Annotated in this window: 10 protein-coding genes; 3 read left to right on the top strand and 7 right to left on the bottom strand. The window is 61.0% G+C overall.

Going from position 1 to position 17,930, the window contains the following annotated elements:
• Window positions 1–3: 3 nt before the first annotated feature.
• The 4 genes from ABIE28_RS14060 to ABIE28_RS14045 form a co-directional block, all read right to left on the bottom strand.
• Window positions 4–960, bottom strand: coding sequence for an ABC transporter permease (locus ABIE28_RS14060; protein ID WP_354063946.1), 957 nt, complete (start codon window positions 958–960; stop codon window positions 4–6).
• Window positions 957–1,895, bottom strand: coding sequence for an ABC transporter permease (locus ABIE28_RS14055; RefSeq protein ID WP_354063944.1), 939 nt, complete (start codon window positions 1,893–1,895; stop codon window positions 957–959). The genes ABIE28_RS14060 and ABIE28_RS14055 overlap by 4 nt, the downstream gene beginning before the upstream one ends.
• Window positions 1,892–3,733 carry a dipeptide ABC transporter ATP-binding protein gene (locus tag ABIE28_RS14050; protein ID WP_354063942.1) on the bottom strand — a complete coding sequence of 614 codons (1,842 nt, stop codon included), beginning with the start codon at window positions 3,731–3,733 and terminating at the stop codon, window positions 1,892–1,894. The genes ABIE28_RS14055 and ABIE28_RS14050 overlap by 4 nt, the downstream gene beginning before the upstream one ends.
• Window positions 3,734–3,816: 83 nt before the next feature.
• Window positions 3,817–5,556, bottom strand: coding sequence for an ABC transporter substrate-binding protein (locus tag ABIE28_RS14045; RefSeq protein WP_354063941.1), 1,740 nt, complete (start codon window positions 5,554–5,556; stop codon window positions 3,817–3,819).
• A gap of 302 nt (window positions 5,557–5,858) precedes the next feature.
• On the opposite strand from ABIE28_RS14045, the gene ABIE28_RS14040 reads away from it, so the two are divergent.
• Window positions 5,859–7,100 carry a metal-dependent hydrolase family protein gene (locus ABIE28_RS14040; protein ID WP_354063939.1) on the top strand — a complete coding sequence of 414 codons (1,242 nt, stop codon included), beginning with the start codon at window positions 5,859–5,861 and terminating at the stop codon, window positions 7,098–7,100.
• Between the two features lie 40 nt (window positions 7,101–7,140).
• Window positions 7,141–9,210 (top strand): prolyl oligopeptidase family serine peptidase, encoded by a 2,070-nt coding sequence (locus ABIE28_RS14035; protein WP_354063937.1) that lies wholly within the window; start codon window positions 7,141–7,143, stop codon window positions 9,208–9,210.
• A 95-nt stretch (window positions 9,211–9,305) separates the two neighbouring features.
• Here the strand turns inward: ABIE28_RS14035 and ABIE28_RS14030 are convergent, their stop codons facing one another.
• The gene (locus ABIE28_RS14030) at window positions 9,306–11,933 is read right to left on the bottom strand and encodes a TRAP transporter permease (RefSeq protein WP_354063935.1); all 2,628 of its coding nucleotides are present in this window, start codon (window positions 11,931–11,933) and stop codon (window positions 9,306–9,308) included.
• Between the two features lie 86 nt (window positions 11,934–12,019).
• Window positions 12,020–12,988 (bottom strand): TAXI family TRAP transporter solute-binding subunit, encoded by a 969-nt coding sequence (locus ABIE28_RS14025; protein ID WP_354063933.1) that lies wholly within the window; start codon window positions 12,986–12,988, stop codon window positions 12,020–12,022.
• A gap of 168 nt (window positions 12,989–13,156) precedes the next feature.
• Between ABIE28_RS14025 and ABIE28_RS14020 the strand changes: the two genes are divergently transcribed.
• On the top strand, window positions 13,157–14,422 hold the full coding sequence (locus ABIE28_RS14020; protein ID WP_354063931.1) for a D-amino acid dehydrogenase: 1,266 nt from the start codon (window positions 13,157–13,159) through the stop codon (window positions 14,420–14,422).
• A gap of 269 nt (window positions 14,423–14,691) precedes the next feature.
• On the opposite strand, the gene ABIE28_RS14015 is transcribed toward ABIE28_RS14020, so the two are convergent.
• Complete coding sequence (locus tag ABIE28_RS14015; RefSeq protein ID WP_354063929.1) at window positions 14,692–17,712, bottom strand: class I SAM-dependent DNA methyltransferase; 3,021 nt, start codon at window positions 17,710–17,712, stop codon at window positions 14,692–14,694.
• Window positions 17,713–17,930: the final 218 nt, after the last annotated feature.

Raw genomic sequence — 17,930 nt, 5'->3', positions numbered from 1 at the left:
GGTTTAGTTGCGAATGCGCGGGTCGAGCAGGATGTAGAGGAAGTCGACGATCAGGTTGGCGATGACGATGAAAAAGCCCGCCAGCATGACAACGCCGATGATCACCGGCCGGTCCTGCGTTTGAACCGATTGAACAGCCAGCGAGCCGATGCCCTGCAGGCCAAACACCTGTTCGGTGACCAGCGCGCCGCCCAGCAGGGCCGCGATGTCGGCGCCAAGCTGGGTCGCCAGCGGCGAAAAGATCGACCGCACGCCGTGCTTGTAGACGACCTTGCGCTCGGACAGCCCCTTGGCGCGGGCGGTGCGGATATAGTCTTCGCCCAGCACTTCGAGCAGTTGGCCACGCGTAAGGCGCGCATAGATCGCGGCCGAGGTGAGCGCCAGTGTGAACCACGGCAACAGCAGGTGCCACGCCCAGATGGCTGGGTTATCGGCAAAGGCGCGATAGCCGCCGGGCGGAAACAGCGTGAAGCCGGCCTGTCGCGGCACGAAATAGAGGAAATAGAGCGCCGCCATGCCCAGCACGAAGGATGGGAAGCTGACGCCGATCAGCACGAACCCTTGCCCAATGCGGTCTTGCAGGCTGCCGGGTCGGCGCGCCGACATGATGCCGATGGGGATGCCGAGGCACAGCCACATGATCACGGCGCCGATGCAGAGCGAAATGGTCGCCGGCATCCGGTTCTTGATCAGCTCGATGACCGGCTGCTGGTTGCGATAGGAATAGCCGAGGTCGCCGGTAATGCTGCGACCCAGGAAACTCACATATTGCTCGATAACCGGACGGTCGAGGCCAAGGTTTTCGCGGACCAGAGCCACCTGCGCGTCCGTGGCGCGTTCGCCAGCCACCATGCGGGCCGGATCGCCGGGGGCGACGAAAAACAGGGTGAAAACGAAGCCGCTCAACATCAGGAGAACAAGCGCGGCAAAGCCGATGCGACGGGCAATGAAGGAAATCATGACGCAGACCCCACCGGCTGTTTGCGCTTCTTTTTCACGCGATACTTCTTGCTGTTGGGATCGAGCGCATCGCGCAGGGCATCACCCAGAATGTTGAAGGACAGCGTGGTGAACAAAAGGGCCAGCCCGGGGAACAGCACCAGCCACCAGGCAAACATATAGATCGAGTTGTTCGCCGCTTCCGCCAGCATGCCGCCCCAGCTTGGCGCCGGCGGCACGATGCCAAGGCCAAGGAAGGACAAAGTGGCCTCAAAGATGATCGAACTGGGCACCATCATGGTGGTGTAGATGATGATCGGCGCGCCCAGATTGGGCAGGATGTCCGTGGTGATGATCGAGAAATGCCCGGCCCCCATCGAGCGCGAAGCCAGCACGAATTCGCGCTCCTTGAGCGACAGCACCTGTCCGCGTATGACGCGGCCCATCGTGGTCCACGAGAAAAAGACGATAACGGTCAGGCTGAGCGCAAGGCTCGAACCAAACACCGCCACCAGCGACAGCATGCAGAGCAGCACCGGGATGCTCATGACGAGGTCCATGAGCCGGCCCAGCACCGTATCCACCCAACCGCCGAAATAGCCGGCCACGAGCCCCACGGCGACGCCGATGGCAGCTGCCAATAGCGACGCTATAACGCCGATGGATAGCGAAATACGGGCGCCATAGGCGAGACGCACCAGCACGTCGCGGCCCAATTGGTCGGTGCCAAACAGAAACTCGCCGCTTGGTGGCACGGGCAGGCCGGTTGGCGTCAGCCCGGTCTGACGAAACTGCTCGATGGCGGAATGGCCGGTCAGCGCCGCGATGCCGTCAGCGCCGATGGCGACGGCGATCAGGATGATGATGAAGGTCAGCGAAACCAGCCCGGCCCGATCGGCCAGCAGGCTGCGCATGGTCAGCTCGAACGAGCTGCGCTGTTTGATTTCAGCGGTCATGGCGTGGGGCCCTCGCTCACGGGCGCCGCGGCCACGCCGCCACCCTTGCGGTAATTGGGGTCGGCAGCGGCCAGCAATTCCTTGGTGTAGGCATGCTGTGGGTGGTGATAGAGTGTGTCGGTATGGCCACGTTCAACAACCTGCCCGCTCTTCATCACGATGATCTGCGAGCTGACATGACGCACCACGGCCAGATCGTGTGAGATGAACAGGTAGGAGAGCCCCAGTTCGCGCTGCAGCTTGGCGATCAGGTTAAGAATCTGCGCCTGGATCGACACGTCGAGCGCCGAAACCGGCTCGTCAAAAATGATGATCGACGGATTGAGCGCGAGGGCGCGGGCAATGCCGATGCGCTGGCGCTGGCCGCCCGAAAACTCGGATGGAAAGCGATTGTAGTGTTCGGGATTGAGCCCGACGATTTCCATCAGCTCGCGCACGCGGTTCTTGCGGTCAGCGCCATAGGCGACGTTCTGGATGCGGTATGGATCGCCAATGATCGAGCCGACGCGGCGGCGCGGATTGAGCGAGCCGAATGGGTCCTGAAACACCATCTGGATGCGCTTGCGCATCTCGACCCAGTCTTTCCGGTCAAGCCCGATAATGCTTTTGCCTTCGACCGTGACATCGCCCGAGGTCGGCGGCAGCAGTCCGGCAATGACGCGGGCAAGGGTGGACTTACCACAGCCGCTCTCACCAACGATGCCCAGGGTCGTGCCGCGCGGCAGTTCAAGGCTGACGCCCTTGAGCACCTCGATGCCGCCCTGATTACCAAATAGCGAGCGCCCGCCATAGGTGAGCCGGACATCGGACACGCTGACGACGATGTCGGAACGATCGGTCTGCGCGGTGGCCTCTGCTACGGCAGCGGCTGCCGGAGCGCGGGTGGCCTTGTGTTCGAGCCAGCACAGCGACTGCGTGCCATCGGGGAAGCGACGGACGGGCGGACGTTCGCGGCGGCAGATATCCATAACGGCGCTGCAGCGCGGCGCGAAGGCGCAGGACCTTTGCTCGATCAGCAGGCTTGGCGGCTGGCCGGGAATGGAAGGCAGAGGGCCGCGCGATTCTTGGCTCGGCGAGGATTGCAGCAGGCCCAATGTGTAGGGGTGGGACGGCGTGCGCAGCACAGCGTTGCCCGGTCCAAACTCCATGCGATTGCCCGCATACATCACCATGGCGAGGTCGGCGACCGAGGAGAGCAGTTCGAGATCGTGCGTCACCATGATGATGGCCGTGCCAAATTCACGGCGCATCTCGGTGAGCAGATTGATGATTTGCGCCTGAACGGTCACGTCCAGTGCCGTGGTGGGCTCGTCGGCGATCAACAGCGAGGGACGCAGCACGATGGCCATGGCGATCATGACGCGCTGGCGCATGCCGCCGGAGAATTGATGCGGATAGTCGTTGACCCGCTTTTCGGGGTCATGGATGCCAACGCGTCCAAGAATTTCAATGGCTTCGGCCAAAGCCGCCGCATGGGTGATCTTGCGATGCGTGCGGATCGCTTCGATGATCTGCTGGCCCACGGTATAGAAGGGGTGCAGGCTCGACAGCGGGTCCTGCGAGATCATCGCGATGCGGTTGCCGCGCAGTTTCTGCATCTCCCTGGGGGAGAGTTTGAGCAGGTCGCGGCCTTCAAACAGGATTTCGCCGGAGATTTCCGCGCTCGGCAGCAGGCCCATGATGACCTGCGACAGAACGCTTTTGCCCGAGCCGGATTCGCCCGCAATGCCGAACAGTTCCTCGGCGTCGACGGTGAACGAGACGTCGCGGGCCGCATGCACATGACCATCCCCTGTGGGGATGGCGATGTTCAGATTGCGAACGACGAGAACAGACATGAGCAGGTCCGCAAATCGAACAATCGAGGGAGGTCGGACCTTTCAGGTCCGACCGCCACACGATGTTGCAGGTGTGAAGGCGATTAGCGGTTTAGCCAGACATTGGTCCAGTCGCCATTGCCACCGGCCGCGTAGGGCAGGAAGTTCTGAACGCCGGCGCCGTGATAGAGCACGGTGGTCTGGGAGATCAGCGGCACGGTCGGTGGGTTGGCCATGACGATTTCATCGACCTGGTTCCACAGCAGTGCGGCCTCGCCAAGATCGGTCGTCGACAGAGCCTTGGCAGCGATCACGTTGGCTTCTTCGTTGTTGTAATCGGAGAAGTTGAACGTGCCGTGCGTGCCTTCATAGGTGTATTGCGGCTGGAAGATCGAGCGGGCAGCACCACCCGGCCAATCTGGCGACCAGCCCGACGGCACCAGGTCCCACACGCCGTTCAGCGCGTTGTCGAAATTGGTGATCAGGCGTGGATAGAAGTCAGATGGCGGGGTCGGGACCAGCTCGATCTTGAAGCCGGCAGCTTCAAGGCTTGCCTGCAGAACCTGAGCTTCCGAAGCGCCGTTACCGGCATTGCGGAATGGCATCTTGAGCGACAGGCCATCGGGATAACCTGCTTCGGCCAGCAGTGCACGAGCGCGTTCCGCATCGCCCTGATCGTTCGGAGTCGGGTAGGGCGCAAAGTCGTGGTGGCCGAGAATGCCGAGCGGGAAAATGCCGTTGAGCGGCGTTGCAAACTCTGGACCGCCCAGCTGCTGCACCACAGCGGCCTTGTCGACGGCATAGTTCAGCGCCTGACGCACCAGCGGATCGCGCAGCGCGCCGCCATTGTTTTCCGAAACGGTGTTGATCCAGATCATGCGCGAAGACCCTTCGGCGAGCGTCGAGATCTTGTCGTCGCCCTGCATGGTCAGCATCTGAACCGTGACCGGTGGGACATTGATGTCATAGAGCATGTCGCCATCGCCAGACTGCAGCTGCTGCATGGCAGCGTCAGGCTGAACACCGGCGATCACTTCGATCACATCGACATAGGCCTTGCGCAGCGGATCGCTCTCGGCGGTCCAGGCTGGGTTGCGGCTCAGGGTCACCTGCGTGTCAGGGACGTAAGCGCTGATCGTGTAGGGGCCGTTCGAAATGTAGTTGCTGCGATATTCCGGGCTATCGGGCAGATAGTCGAGCACCTCGACGGGCGCCGGGGTCGTGACGGGCAGCGTCAGCAGGTAGATGAAGTCGTTCGCCGCATACTTGAGGCGGAAGACCACGGTGTCGTCTGAAGGGGTTTCGATGCCTTCGATATCATTGGCTTCGATATAGGCCTTCATGGCCTCGACGGTTGGCTCGACAGTCGAGAACCCGGCGCAGAATTCGGCAAAGCCGACGACCAGGTCTTCGAAATACGACACGGCTGGCGCTGGAATGAACGGGTTGCACAGGCGCATGAAGCCGCGTTCGACGTCGCCGGCAACGATCTGGCGCGCGCCGCTTGGCGCATTCCAGTTGGCGCCCTGACGCAGCTTGAACGTATAGGTCTTGCCCTCGTCGGTCGGTACGGGAACGCTGTCAGCCAGGTCGGCCTGTGGTGCAATCTGCTCTTCCGGGTCGGTGGACGCGGCAAAGTTGATCAGCTGGCGCGTGGTGGCGCGGAAAAAGCTGCCGGTATCGGCGGTGGCTGGTGGGACCGTATCGAACCGGTCGATCTCGGCGGTTCCCAGAACCCGCAGCGTGCCACCGGTCTTTGCTTCCTGGGCAGAGACAGCAATGGAACTCATCAAGGCAAGTGTTAGTCCCCCGAAAGCCAGGGTGGCAGCTACGCGATTTCTCATTTTTTCCCTTTCTGCCACGCCGGGCAGTTCCCTGTGTCGATCACGCCCAGTCGCTTTCCCCTCGCAACTGGCCAGCGCCTGAGCATTTGATCAAACGAGTAATTAGTAAGAGCGGGACTGCGGCGCTGTCAACGGCGAACCTCGCAATGATCCCCGCTGATCCCACGATGAGCAAACCAAAATTCGGCGCCATGATTTTTTGATCAAACGACTTTACAGGCCGTTCGTATGCCGACACATTGGCGCAAATTTGCCGGGCCAGATGCGACCCGGCTGTGCCTTTACGGCTGGAGGAATGACCAATGGCAGCTATCGCTTTCACCAACGCCACCGTGTTTGACGGCCGCAGCGACCAGGCCGTTCCGGGCATGAATGTGCTGGTTGTGGATGGCCGTATCGAAGCGGTCAGTGACAAGCCGTTCACCGGCAATTCGATCACTGAATATGACGTGGGCGGCCGCACCCTGATGCCTGGCCTGATCGACTGCCATGTCCATGTCTACGCCATCAATCTGGTCGCCGAACACGATCGCAATATCCCGCTGACCGAAATGACGGCCCGTGCCGTTCCCCGCATCCGCAAGATGCTCGATCGCGGTTTTACGAGCGTGCGCGACGTGGCCGGCGGCGATGTCGGCATGCGCAATGCCATCGCCCAGGGCTACATTCCCGGCCCACGTCTGTTCGTTGGCGGCCCCGCGCTCAGCCAGATCGGTGGGCACGGCGATCACCGTAGCACGACCGATAATCGCACCGACATCGACATGAATGCCAGCGCCTTCAACTTCACCTGCCGCATCGTCGAGGGCGTTGAAAACCTCCGCAGCGTCGTGCGCAACGAAATGCGCAAGGGCGTCGATCACATCAAGGTTCTGGCCTCGGGCGGCGTTGGGTCACCCACGGACGCCATCGACGCGACCCAGTTCACCGAAGACGAAATCCGCGCCGTGGTGCAGGAAGCGGCTGTGCGCGGCAAATATGTCTGCGCCCATGCCTATGAAAGCGCCGCGATTGCCCACTCGATCCGGGCCGGCGTGCGCACCATCGAACACGCCAACCTGATCAACCGCCAGACCGCCGCCATGGTCGCCGCCGCCGATGCCTTCATCGTGCCAACGCTGGTTGCCTACGAAGTAACCGCGCAGCATGGCGAGGCGCTAGGCCTGTCGCCGGTGGTGATGGAAAAGCTCAACATGGTCAACGATGCCGGCATCGCCATGCTCAGCCTCTGCGAGTCCGAAAACGTCCAGCTCGGTTTCGGCACCGATTTGATGGGTGACATGGAATTTGCCCAGCTGCAGGAACTGACCATCCGCGCCCGCGCCCAGCGTCCGGTCGATGTGCTGAAATCGGCAACGTCGGTCAACGCCAAAATCGTGCAGCGCTCGGACCTCGGCGTCATCGCGCCCGGCGCCATTGCCGACATCCTGGTGGTCGATGGCGACCCGCTCAAGGACATTTCGGTGCTGACCGAAACCGACAAGAACATGCGCATGATCATGAAGGACGGCGTGGTCTACAAGACCGACCTGCAGCCCAAGTAGGTCCCGCCCCAGCCTTCCCATTCGCACAATCGAGCCGATCATGACGTCCAGCGCCACCGATAGCCTGTCCTTTGAAATGCTCTATAGCGAGCCCTACATCATCGGGACGCTGCCCATCGGCGCCCAATGGTCTGCCGATGGCAAAAAGCTCGCCTTCCTGTGGAACGATGGCGGGCACACGTTCCGCGATATCTGGATTTGGGATGGGGACAGCAAGGGCCTGCAGCGGCTGACAAACCTTGGCGCTGGGCACACCAGCGGCGAGCCAGCCGGCATCGCCGAACTAGCCTGGCTGAGTGCAGGCCGCCTGGCCTTCGTGCTGGATGGCCAGCTCTATCTTTCCAAGCCAGACGGCTCCGTCCAGCCACTGGCAACCGGGCAGGGCAGCGTTCGCGCCCTCGCCGTCTCGCCCAAGACTGGCGCTCTGGCTTTCCTGAGCGGCAACGCCCTCTTGTCCATCGATGTCGACGCTGCGGGACCGGCCAAAATCCTCGTCGCCGGCGCAGGCTTCGTCAGTGTCGAATCCTTTAATTGGGCGCCCAATGGACAAGACATCGTCTTCGTCGAGGCCGATGACACCAATACCCGCAAGATCGAAATCGCCTATGACTCCGGCGGCGAGGCGCACAAGGACCGGTTCACCCGAGCCTTCCCCGGCGATCTGCTGACGCGCCGTCGTGTCGGCTTGGTCAACGTCGCAAGCGGCGCGACACGCTGGTTCGAGCGGCCAGACGCCGAGGATGCCATCTGGGGTTATGGCGTGTCGCCCGACGGCGCATCGCTGTTTGTCAGCAGTAGCGACCTCTCGATCAAGCACCACACCATTTTCATGTTCGACGTGGCGACGAGCACCCGCTCGGTGTTTTACGCCGTGCACGACCCGGTCAAAATCCGCCCGGACTGGCAGGTTGCGTTCGCGCCTGATGGCAATGGCCTGATCGTTTTGACCGACCGCGATGGCTTCAACCATCTCCATGCCCTGCCGACCGCAGGCGCAGCGCTTGAGCCGCTGACCTCCGGCCCATGGGAAATCGCCGATTTCGCCGTGGATGCGGGCAATGGCCTGATCTATTTCACTGCCAACGAAGCCCATCCGGCCGAGCGGCACCTTTATTCGGTCAGCCTCACCGGCGGCGCAGTCACGCGCCTGACTGGTGCCGCTGGCATCCACGTTCCAACCTTCACCGCCGATTTCAGCGCCTTCGCAGATCTCTTCAGCGATGACATGACGCCGCCCGAACTGTTCGTGCAGGCTCTCCCCGGCACAAACGAACCCGTGCAGGTGACGCACTCACCTCTGCCTGCCTTTGCCGAACATCGCTGGGCCGAGGTGCGCTATGTGCCGTTCAAGAGCCATGTCGATGGCGCCGAGCTGATGGCGCGGGTCATGCTGCCGCATGGCTTTGAGGCCAACGGCAAGCACCCCATGGTGGTCGGCTCGGTCTATTCCGATGGTCTGCTCAACCAGTGGGGCGGTCGCGCGGCCCATCCAAGCTGGGGCATTGACCAATATCTGGCCTCGCGCGGCTTTGTGGTCGTCAGCCCCGAAATCCGTGGCAGCTTCGGTCGCGGCCGTGAGTGGAACCGCGCCATGCTCAACAGCTATGGCACGCAGGACATCGACGACATCGCCGATTGCGTCACCACGCTGACCGATCTCGGCTATGCGGACGCCAGGCGCGTCGGCCTCTGGGGCTCCAGCTATGGTGGCCTGATGACGCTGATGTCGCTGTTCAAAAAGCCCGGCTTTTATGCAGCAGGCTTTGCCGGCGCCCCCGCCACCAATGTCTGGCACGCTTATCCCGAACAGGGCTGGATCATGGGTCTGGCCGAAGGCGAAGACTTCATCGAGCGCTATCGCGCCCAGTCGGCCCTGTTCCACAGCGAGGGGCTAGAGGACAAACTGACCATCATCCACGGCACCAAGGACGAAGTCGTCCTCTATGCCGACACCATTGCGCTGGTGGAAAAACTGATCGCCCAGGGCAAGAAGTTCGAACTGGTCAGCCTACCCGGCACCGGCCATGCCTGGTCCAAACACAGCCGAACCCTGACCCGCTTCGCCTATGGCAAGCTGGCAGATTTCTTCGAGACTGCTCTGAAGGCGTAGTTTGGCAGGCGCGGTAGAAAACACCTGAATTGACCAATCGGAGGGCGGCACTTTCGCCCTCCGATTTTTGTTCTGACGTCTGTCTTTCGGACAGCCTACGCCATTGCCGGGCGAATTTTCGGCAGTCCCGGCTGATCCCATTCGCGGCGGCGCCATTGCAGGAACGCGACGCCGAAGATCAGCAGCAGGGCCGGGATGAAGACGAGTTCTTCAGGCGCGCGGTCGGGGTTGTCGACCAGCACGCGCTCGACATCGTCGCCGATCGCCACACCCAGCCGTTCGGCCTGGCTGCGGAAGCGGACATTGACCACCTGAACCGTGCCGCCAAATTCGGTGATCTGCACACCGGCATTGGAGAGGCGGGTCGCCCCATCGGCGGGTTCACCCATCGGCAGGCGAACGACGCGCGTATAGTCATTACCGGAGATGTCAAAGCCGGCAAACTCGACCGTGAGGAAGCCATTGGCCGGCACCTCTTCGGCGCGCAGCACGATCTCATCGGCGGGGGAATCGATGGTGCCTGGCACCAGTCGTTCCATCACCTGTCCGGGCACGAACAGCATGACGCAGGCGACCAGCAGCACCGCGCTTTCCCAGATGCGGCTGCGCGAAATAAAGATCTGCTGCGTCACCGAGACAAAGACCAGCATGCCGATCAATGACATGATAATTGTCAGCCCCAATCCCCACCAACTGGTCACCCCGATCATCAGCAATTGGTGATTGTAGATAAAGATCAGCGGCAGGATGGCCGTCCGCATTTCATAGCGGAAGGCCTGCACACCCGTTCGCACCGGATCGGCGCGCGAAATGGCCGATGCGGCAAAGGACGCAAGCCCCACCGGGGGCGTCACGTCGGCCATCAGCCCGAAATAGAACACATAGAGGTGGACCGCCACCAAAGCGACGGCGAGACCATTGAGCGCCGCCACATCGACGATGACCGGAGCGATCAGGGTGGCGACGACGACATAGTTGGCCGTGGTCGGCATGCCGAGGCCAAGGATCATGCAGATCAGCGCCGTCATCAGCAGCATGATCAAAAGATTGCCGCCCGAAACCGAGATGACGATTTCGGTCATGACGAGGCCAATGCCGGTGAGGGACACCGTGCCGACAATGATGCCGGCGGCGGCGGTCGCGATGGCGATGCCGACCATGTTGCGCGAACCGGCAACCATGCCCTCGAGCAGGTCCGAGACGCCCGACTTGAACTCGCCAAACAGGTTCGCGGTGCCGCGGAACATGGCCAGCAGCGGCTTCTGGGTGACCACGAGGATGATCAGCGCACAGATGCCGTAGAACGCCGCGAGGCCGGGCGACATCTGTTCCACCATCAGGCACCAGACGAGGATGAACACCGGCAGGATGTAGTGGATGCCCGTCGGCGCGACCTTGACGGTATCGGGCAGGGTGAGATCGGGATCGTTCGGATCGTCTTCTGCCAGATCGGGGAAGCGCGAGCGGATCGCCAACAGCACGAGATAGAGCACGGTGGTGCCGATGACGACGCCCCAGGTGGCGTATTGGCCAAACAGTTCGCGCGTCCAGCCGAGCGCAAAGCCCACCAGCCAGCAGAAGATGACAAAGGCCGCTGCCGTCATGCCGAACAGCGCCATGCTCATCAGGTTGGAGCGGTGGCGCTGGCGCGGCAGGCCGACGAGGTGGTGCTTACGCGCTTCGATATCGACGACGTAGAACAGCGAAATATAGGTCAGCACCGCCGGAATGATCGCGTGGCGCACCACTTCCGAATAGGGAATGCCGACATATTCGGCGATCAGAAACGCCGCAGCGCCCATCACCGGTGGCAGAATCTGGCCATTGACCGAGGCCGAAACCTCGATCGCGCCCGCTTTGACGGCGGGATAGCCGACGCGCTTCATCAGCGGAATGGTGAAGGTGCCGGTGGTGACCACATTGGCGACCGATGAACCCGAAATCAGGCCCGTCGCAGCCGAGCCGAGCACTGCGGCCTTGGCCGGACCGCCCCGGAAGTGGCCGAGCAGCGCAAAGGCAACCTTGATGAAATAATTGCCGGCCCCGGCCTTTTCCAGCAGCGAGCCGAACAACACGAAGAGAAACACGAAGGCGGTGGAAACGCCCAGCGCCACGCCGAACACGCCCTCAGACGTCAGCCAGTATTGCGTCGCAGCGCGCGGAATCGATGCGCCACGATGGGCGAACAAATCCGGCAGATACGGGCCAAAGAAGGCGTAGCACAGGAACAGGATGCCCACGATCGGCAGCGCCGGGCCAAGCGCACGCCGCGCGGCTTCCAGCAGCAACAGCATGCCGACAATGGCAACGCCCAGATCCATGGCGGTGGCAAGGCCGGGGCGACGCGCCAACTCGGCCTGAAAAACGAAAATATAGGCGGCGCAACCTGCAGCCAGCAGGCCCAGGAACCACTCATACCAGGGCACATAATCGCGCGGCGCATTCTTGGTGGCCGGATACGCGGCAAACACGAGGAACAGCGCGAAGGCCAGATGGATCGCCCGCGCTTCGGTGGCGTTGAACACACCGATGCGCAACTGATAAGGCAGTGGTGAAGCGTACCACAGCTGAAACAGCGCCCACAGCAGCGGCACCACGAACAATACGAGCTGGGCCGGGCGACTGCGCGGCGCGCGGCCACCGGTATCGGCCTCGGCGACGATCTTGGCCAACTCGTCTGGCGTTGCGGCCGACGCGGCGGGAGAGGTGGCGCGATCTGTCATGTGTGGTTCCGTCGATCACTACTGAGGGACATGCGCCGACGGCCCGTTTCCAGGTCGCCGGCGGTCTTGAGGGAACGGGCTGGGGCTTAGAGCCAGCCGCGCTCTGTGTAGTAGCGAGCAGCGCCCGGATGGAGCGGCGCAGACAGACCATCAACGATCATGTCGGCTTCGCTCAGATTGGCGAGTGCTGGATGCAGCGCCTTGAACGAGGCGAAGTTTTCAAACACCGAGCTGACCAGCGCATAGACGGCGTCTTCCGAGGTGTCTTCCGACACGGCCAGAGCGGCCAGCACGCCGAACGTGTTCACATCGTCCGGATTGTTGGAATAGGTGCCGCCTGGAATGGTGGCGCTGGCATAGTAGGCATTGTCTGCCACGAGGCTATCGATGAAGTCGCCCTGCAGTGACACAAGCTTCGCATTGCAGGTGGTGGTTGGGTCGGCGATGTTGGCGGACGGATGGCCGACGCCGTAGAAGAACGCGTCGATCTGGTTGTCGCACAGCGCGGCGCCATGCTCGTCAGGGCGCAGTTCCGAAGTCAGGGAGAAGTCATCTCGCGACATGCCTGATGAGTTGAGGATGATGTCCATCGACGTCTGGGTGCCCGAACCCGGTGCGCCGATATTGACGCGCTTACCCGCCAGGTCTTCAAAATTGGCAATGCCAGCATCGCCGCGTGCCACCAGTGTGAACGGCTCAGGATGCAGCGAGAACACGGCGCGCAGGCCGTCCCAGGCGCCGCGTTCGGCAAAGTCGGCCTCGCCGTTGACGGCGTAATACATCACGTCGGTCTGGGTGACGCCAAAGTCCAGTTCGCCCTGGCGGATGGCGTTGAGGTTGTACACCGAAGCGGCCGTGGATTCGACCGAGCAGCGGAAACCGTGATCGGCACGGGTCTCGTTCATGAGGCGGCAGATAGCACCACCGGCGGCATAATAGACGCCCGTGACGCCACCCGTTCCGATGGTGATAAACTGCTGTTGTTGGGCGGCGGCTGGCAGCGCCAGACCAAAAAGCGCGGTCGCGGCCATGGCTGGAACAAGCAATTGCTTCATTCGGTTTTCCTTCCTGATGGACGTCTGGTAGCGCCCTTATGCATGTGGACCTTGTGGCCCTTGCACTATTAGAGGAGAAAAATTTCCTGACGACAACCCATGATCCGGGATAAAATGACCTCACGAAATAGTCTAATGCATTACATCTCGGCGAATTGTCGGAACTAGTTGTCAGATATACGAGCCATTGGGAGGGATAGATTGGATATTATTGTCATAGGCGCTGGCGTTGTGGGCGTAAGTTGCGCATGGCGTTTGGCACAAGATGGCCACCGCGTGCGCATACTGGACAAGGCCTCCGATACTGCGACGGGAACCAGCTTCGCCAATGGCGGTCAGCTGAGCTATTCCTACGTCGCGCCACTGGCCGATCCGTCGGTCTGGGGTCAATTGCCCAAGCTGCTGACCGACCCTGATTCCCCGGTCCGCTTTCGCCCCGGATTTGAGCTGTTTCAGTACCGCTGGCTGGCCCAGTTCATGGCCGCCTGTACACCGAGGCGCGCGGCTCGAACCATCGATCAGCTGGGCCGTCTGGCCGATCTGAGCAAGCAGGTTCTGCACGGCAATGCTGCGCTCTCCAGCCTCGCGTTTGACTGGACGCAGACCGGCAAACTGGTGGTCTATTCTAGCGAAAAAAGCTTCGCTGCTGCGCGCACTTATGCCGAACAACAGGCCGCCAATGGCACCGATAAGCGCGCTTTGTCGGCCGAGGCATGCCTGTCGCTGGAGCCTGCTCTGGCCTCCATCGCGCACCGACTGGTCGGCGGACTTTATTCCCCAGGCGACGAAGCCGGCGACACCTATCTGTTCACGCAAGGCATGGCCAAATTGTTGGAGCCCGGGTCCATCCTGCTGGGCACCGAAGTCACCGGATTTGTGCGGGACGGGCGGACGGTCAAAGCCGTCCGGACCAACAAGGGCGACATGGAGGCCGACCTGTTCATTCTGGCCGCGGGCATTGCCTCGCGCCCCTTGGGAAGCATGCTCGGCCTCGACCTGCCGATTTATCCCCTCAAAGGCTATAGCGCGACCGCCCCCATCGGCGCCGAAGCCGCAGTCCCAGACTTCAGCATCACCGACGCCGCCCGCAAAGTCGTCTATGCGCGATTGGGATCGACCCTGCGCCTCGCCGGAGCCGCCGATCTCGTCGGCCACAGCCTCGATATCGACCGCCAGCGCACCGACAAGCTCATCGCCGACGCCAAAACCGACTTCCCCGACGCCGCCGATTGGGACCAGTCACGCCTATGGGCCGGACAACGCCCCGCCACCCCCACCGGCATGCCCCTCCTCGGCCCCAAGGGCGCCGACAACCTCATCCTAAACACCGGCCACGGCGCCCTGGGCTTCACCCTCGCCCTCGGTGCGGCAGAAAGCATCGCCCGCCACATCAGCGGCGAAGCAGGAGGCGTGGATCTGTCGAACTGGTGGTAAGGCGGCTGTGGATATCTGGCCGTAGCCAACCGGCGTCGAGCACGAATCCACCACCTAATGGTGCGCTGTAGCATCCTGCCTGGCGGTAGGGTGCATACGCACGTCCGAATAGGACCGGGCTCAAAAAGCTTGAACCGTCTAAGTATGCCAATTCATTTAAGAAAACTGGTGCTGCCGGACAGGATTGAATTTGGTCCGCGTCGTCAGTCGGCGTTGATATTGCTAGGTAATTTGCAACCGCTTTAGAGTGGTGTGTATCACCGGTGTGCTCAACCAGCAACCGCCTTGCGGGGCCTTTTTATCCGAGCGTCAGGAGCTGTTTTCTCTGCCCCGTCGGCCGCACGCTCCTGATTTAGAGCAAACAACTTCGCTAGCACTTCATCGTCCGTAAGGTCGGATGGCCAACCATAGGCAGCAGCGACCGCGTCATCCAAAACCTTGTGGGCTTTCTGTAGCCATGGCAGGCGGGCGTTGTAGAGATTGGTCAGCGTCCGCTTCTTCAGGGTTTTGGCAGCGTTGTCGCTTACGGGCAGAATGCGGTCAGGAAACCCTGGCACTACGTCTGGCTCTCGATTCACGAGTTCTGGCGGATTAATCCAATTTTCCCGAAGTTCGATAAGCCGCCTTGCCGCCACAGCAATGTCCATCGCTCGGGGGTCCGAAACGTAATCGGAAGCCGGGATGTTGGGGGTGAGGCCGTGGGGAAATGGGAACGTCTCAAACGTGGTAGTCGAGGTATATCTGGGTCGATCATCAAGGGCCGTGCCCATGCGAAGTGCCCAGACTTCATGGAAGCGGGAGTGAAGAATTCCGAACGTTGTGTCGTCGTTGCGGGCAATGGCTACCAACGCATGGTCGGCGAGGACCGGCCAAGTTGACCAAACAAAAACTCGGTGTTTCGAAACACCAGGCGTCACGATGAACCTATCCAACGACGAAAGAGCAGCCGCCATCTCCGGCCGTGGCCGCCACAGCTGCCACCATCGGGCAAGCGCATCCGGTTGCGACATCTTCGCCCGATGCAGCATTACCGGTCTCAGGTATTCAAACGGCTTCTCGTAAAGGGCAGCACTTTCTTCGTCGAGCTCACCAAAGTTAACCACAAATCGATCAGAATTTCTTCTCGTCACGTCGCGAGCAATCAAGAATGGCACGACGACATCAGAATTGGGCCGAGCATTTGGATTTCCGCTTTCCAAAAGCATTGCTCGCCCTTGGTCGGCCCCTATAAGAAAGTCCGCTGGGGGCAGTTTGTGCAGTTTCGCGGCCGCTTTGTTCAGCGCACCGCGAGCAACTACACCCTGATGAGCTACATTTGAGTTTTCTCGAAGTTTCCGGCTGAGGCTCAACTCAGCGCCTTGAGACGCAGACTTGGCTTGGAGGTCGGAATAGATGCCGTTCACCGGGCTGCCGTTCAGCCGCACCGGTTCGATGGCTGTCTTGGAAATGCAGACCAATGCTACCGTCACGGCGGCACCTGAGACTGTCCAGCTTTCCTTGTTCCAAACCGAGAATGCAAAGTGGGCGGCAAACAGCTGATCTAGTACTTTTCGGCTGCTTCCTCCCCCAACGGAATTGGTGGCAATCAGCCCTAGCCGCTCTGTTCGGCCATCAAGCGATGCTTTTCCCTTGGCAAACCAAAAACAGACAAGGTCGGCCCCCTTGGGGACTGTCTTTTTGTAAACCTTTCTGAGTGCGTCAACGTAGTCATCGCCAAGATCAGGCTTTAGCTTTCGACTGGCCAGAAAAGGAGGATTACCAATGATCGCATCCGCGTCCGGCCATTCTGCCTCAATCCAGTGGCCGCCCTCTTCGCTACCGTCCGCAGCCCACGACATTAAAGCGTCTCTGCATTCAATGTTATCCAGTGGCTTAAGAATGGGGTTCTCTGCGGCGGCGAAGCCGTTTCTGAGCATCCACTGAATTTCACCCATCCAGACCGAAACTCTAGCAAGTTCTGCCGCGTAGGGATTGATTTCGATCCCGCTGACTACTTCTGGTCCTATCTCTGGAAACTGTCGCGGTAGACCAAGCGCCTCAGCTTCCACCTGCGCTCGGTGTTCCAAGTCCTTTAGCGCCTTTAACGCGAGGTACAGAAAATTCCCGGAACCACATGCTGGGTCTAAAACGCGGTAGGCTCGAAGGCGCTTTAGGAATTGATCCAGCAGTTGTTGTGCCTGACCAATAGCCAGTGTTGCCTGGCCGGACCTTGCGGCGCCCTTCCTTCCCTTGATTGTCTTCGCTGCCTCGTCCGCCTCTCTGCCCCGCTCCAGAAGCGCAGCAATTGCTAATCTGGCAGCGTCCCACTCGGCGCTGAGCGGGTCCACGATCACTGGATCAATGATCATCATGATCTTTTCGCGGTCGGTGTAATGAGCCCCTAGCTGGCTGCGCTTATCCGGGTCCAGACCACGCTCGAACAGGGTCCCAAGAATTGAAGGGTCGATGTCTCCCCAGTAGTGCCCGGCGGCCTTGCGGACAATTTTGACCTCGTCTCTGGTCAGGGCAAAGACAAGGTCTCCATCGAATAAACCACCGTTGAACCACTTCACTAGCTCGAAACCGACACGCCCGCCCTTGGTCATGGCCGCGAAAAGCACGCGCGCGAAGTCCTCGAACTCTGTGGGATTGCCCAGCGCTTGGTCAAGCATCCGGGTGAACATGCCATCGGGCAACAACTTCACATCCTCGGCGAACATGCAGAAGACCAGTCGGTTGATGAAGTGGGCCACTTCCTCTGGCTTGTGACCGCGTTCCCGAAGCGACCGGGCTAGCACGGCAAACTCACCCGCTACCTCCTCCGTCAATTCCTGCCGGGTTTTGGTGGGCCTCAGGGCCTCGGGGTCAGACAAAGCGGACTTGAGCCAGCCCCGTTTTACCGGGTCGGCAAGATCAGCAATGGCAATGTCGTAGCGCTTGGAGACCGAATTGGTCCAGTTGGTGTGGATGCGAATGGTGGTGCCGATGTCGGACACGATCAGCAGCGGGGGATTGTCCAAGGCCACGGCATAGCGCTGGAGCTGGGCAAAGGCATCGTCCAAGTTGGCTTTGGTGCCCTTGTATTCCCATCCGAAGTGCCCTCGCTTGAACACGTCCGCGAAGCCATTGCCGCCCGTGGTCTTGGTCGCGCCGACTTCAAAGCCGTAGTCCTTGCCCGTGGGGTCAACATCGGCTGGCTCCGGCTCATCCAGCATGCGGCAAAGATCGAGAAAATGGGCCTGCGCTCCGGCCCGCTCCTTGATCGGAGAGTTCTGCCACTTGGCTATGAAGGCTTGAGGCGTCAGTGCCATTCTTGATTCCTAGCGCTATTCGATTCGGTAGCTGATGCCGCGAAGGTCGCTGATTATCGCCCGCCCGTCACGTACGCCATCGATCAAACTCAAAATCAATAGACGCCCCTCCACAAAGACACAGTAGGGGGACTTTATCCGTAGCGGCTGCAAACTCGTTCGTTGCTTGCCTATGTTCTTTCCCTCGACAGGTGTCACCTGACATTATCAGGCAAGCC

Source organism: Devosia sp. 2618, from assembly GCF_040546815.1.
In the GTDB taxonomy this organism is placed as follows: Bacteria; Pseudomonadota; Alphaproteobacteria; order Rhizobiales; family Devosiaceae; genus Devosia.
The sequence above is the reverse complement of the archived record's forward strand: the minus strand, read 5'-3'. Positions and strand labels throughout refer to the sequence as shown.

Coding starts and splice junctions, on each gene's coding strand:
- ABIE28_RS14040 (WP_354063939.1), top strand. CDS start 5,859: ATGGCAGCTATCGCTTTCACCAACGCCACCGTGTTTGACGGCCGCAGC.
- ABIE28_RS14055 (WP_354063944.1), bottom strand. CDS start 1,895: ATGACCGCTGAAATCAAACAGCGCAGCTCGTTCGAGCTGACCATGCGC.
- ABIE28_RS14060 (WP_354063946.1), bottom strand. CDS start 960: ATGATTTCCTTCATTGCCCGTCGCATCGGCTTTGCCGCGCTTGTTCTC.
- ABIE28_RS14015 (WP_354063929.1), bottom strand. CDS start 17,712: ATGGCACTGACGCCTCAAGCCTTCATAGCCAAGTGGCAGAACTCTCCG.
- ABIE28_RS14030 (WP_354063935.1), bottom strand. CDS start 11,933: ATGACAGATCGCGCCACCTCTCCCGCCGCGTCGGCCGCAACGCCAGAC.
- ABIE28_RS14045 (WP_354063941.1), bottom strand. CDS start 5,556: ATGAGAAATCGCGTAGCTGCCACCCTGGCTTTCGGGGGACTAACACTT.
- ABIE28_RS14035 (WP_354063937.1), top strand. CDS start 7,141: ATGACGTCCAGCGCCACCGATAGCCTGTCCTTTGAAATGCTCTATAGC.
- ABIE28_RS14050 (WP_354063942.1), bottom strand. CDS start 3,733: ATGTCTGTTCTCGTCGTTCGCAATCTGAACATCGCCATCCCCACAGGG.
- ABIE28_RS14025 (WP_354063933.1), bottom strand. CDS start 12,988: ATGAAGCAATTGCTTGTTCCAGCCATGGCCGCGACCGCGCTTTTTGGT.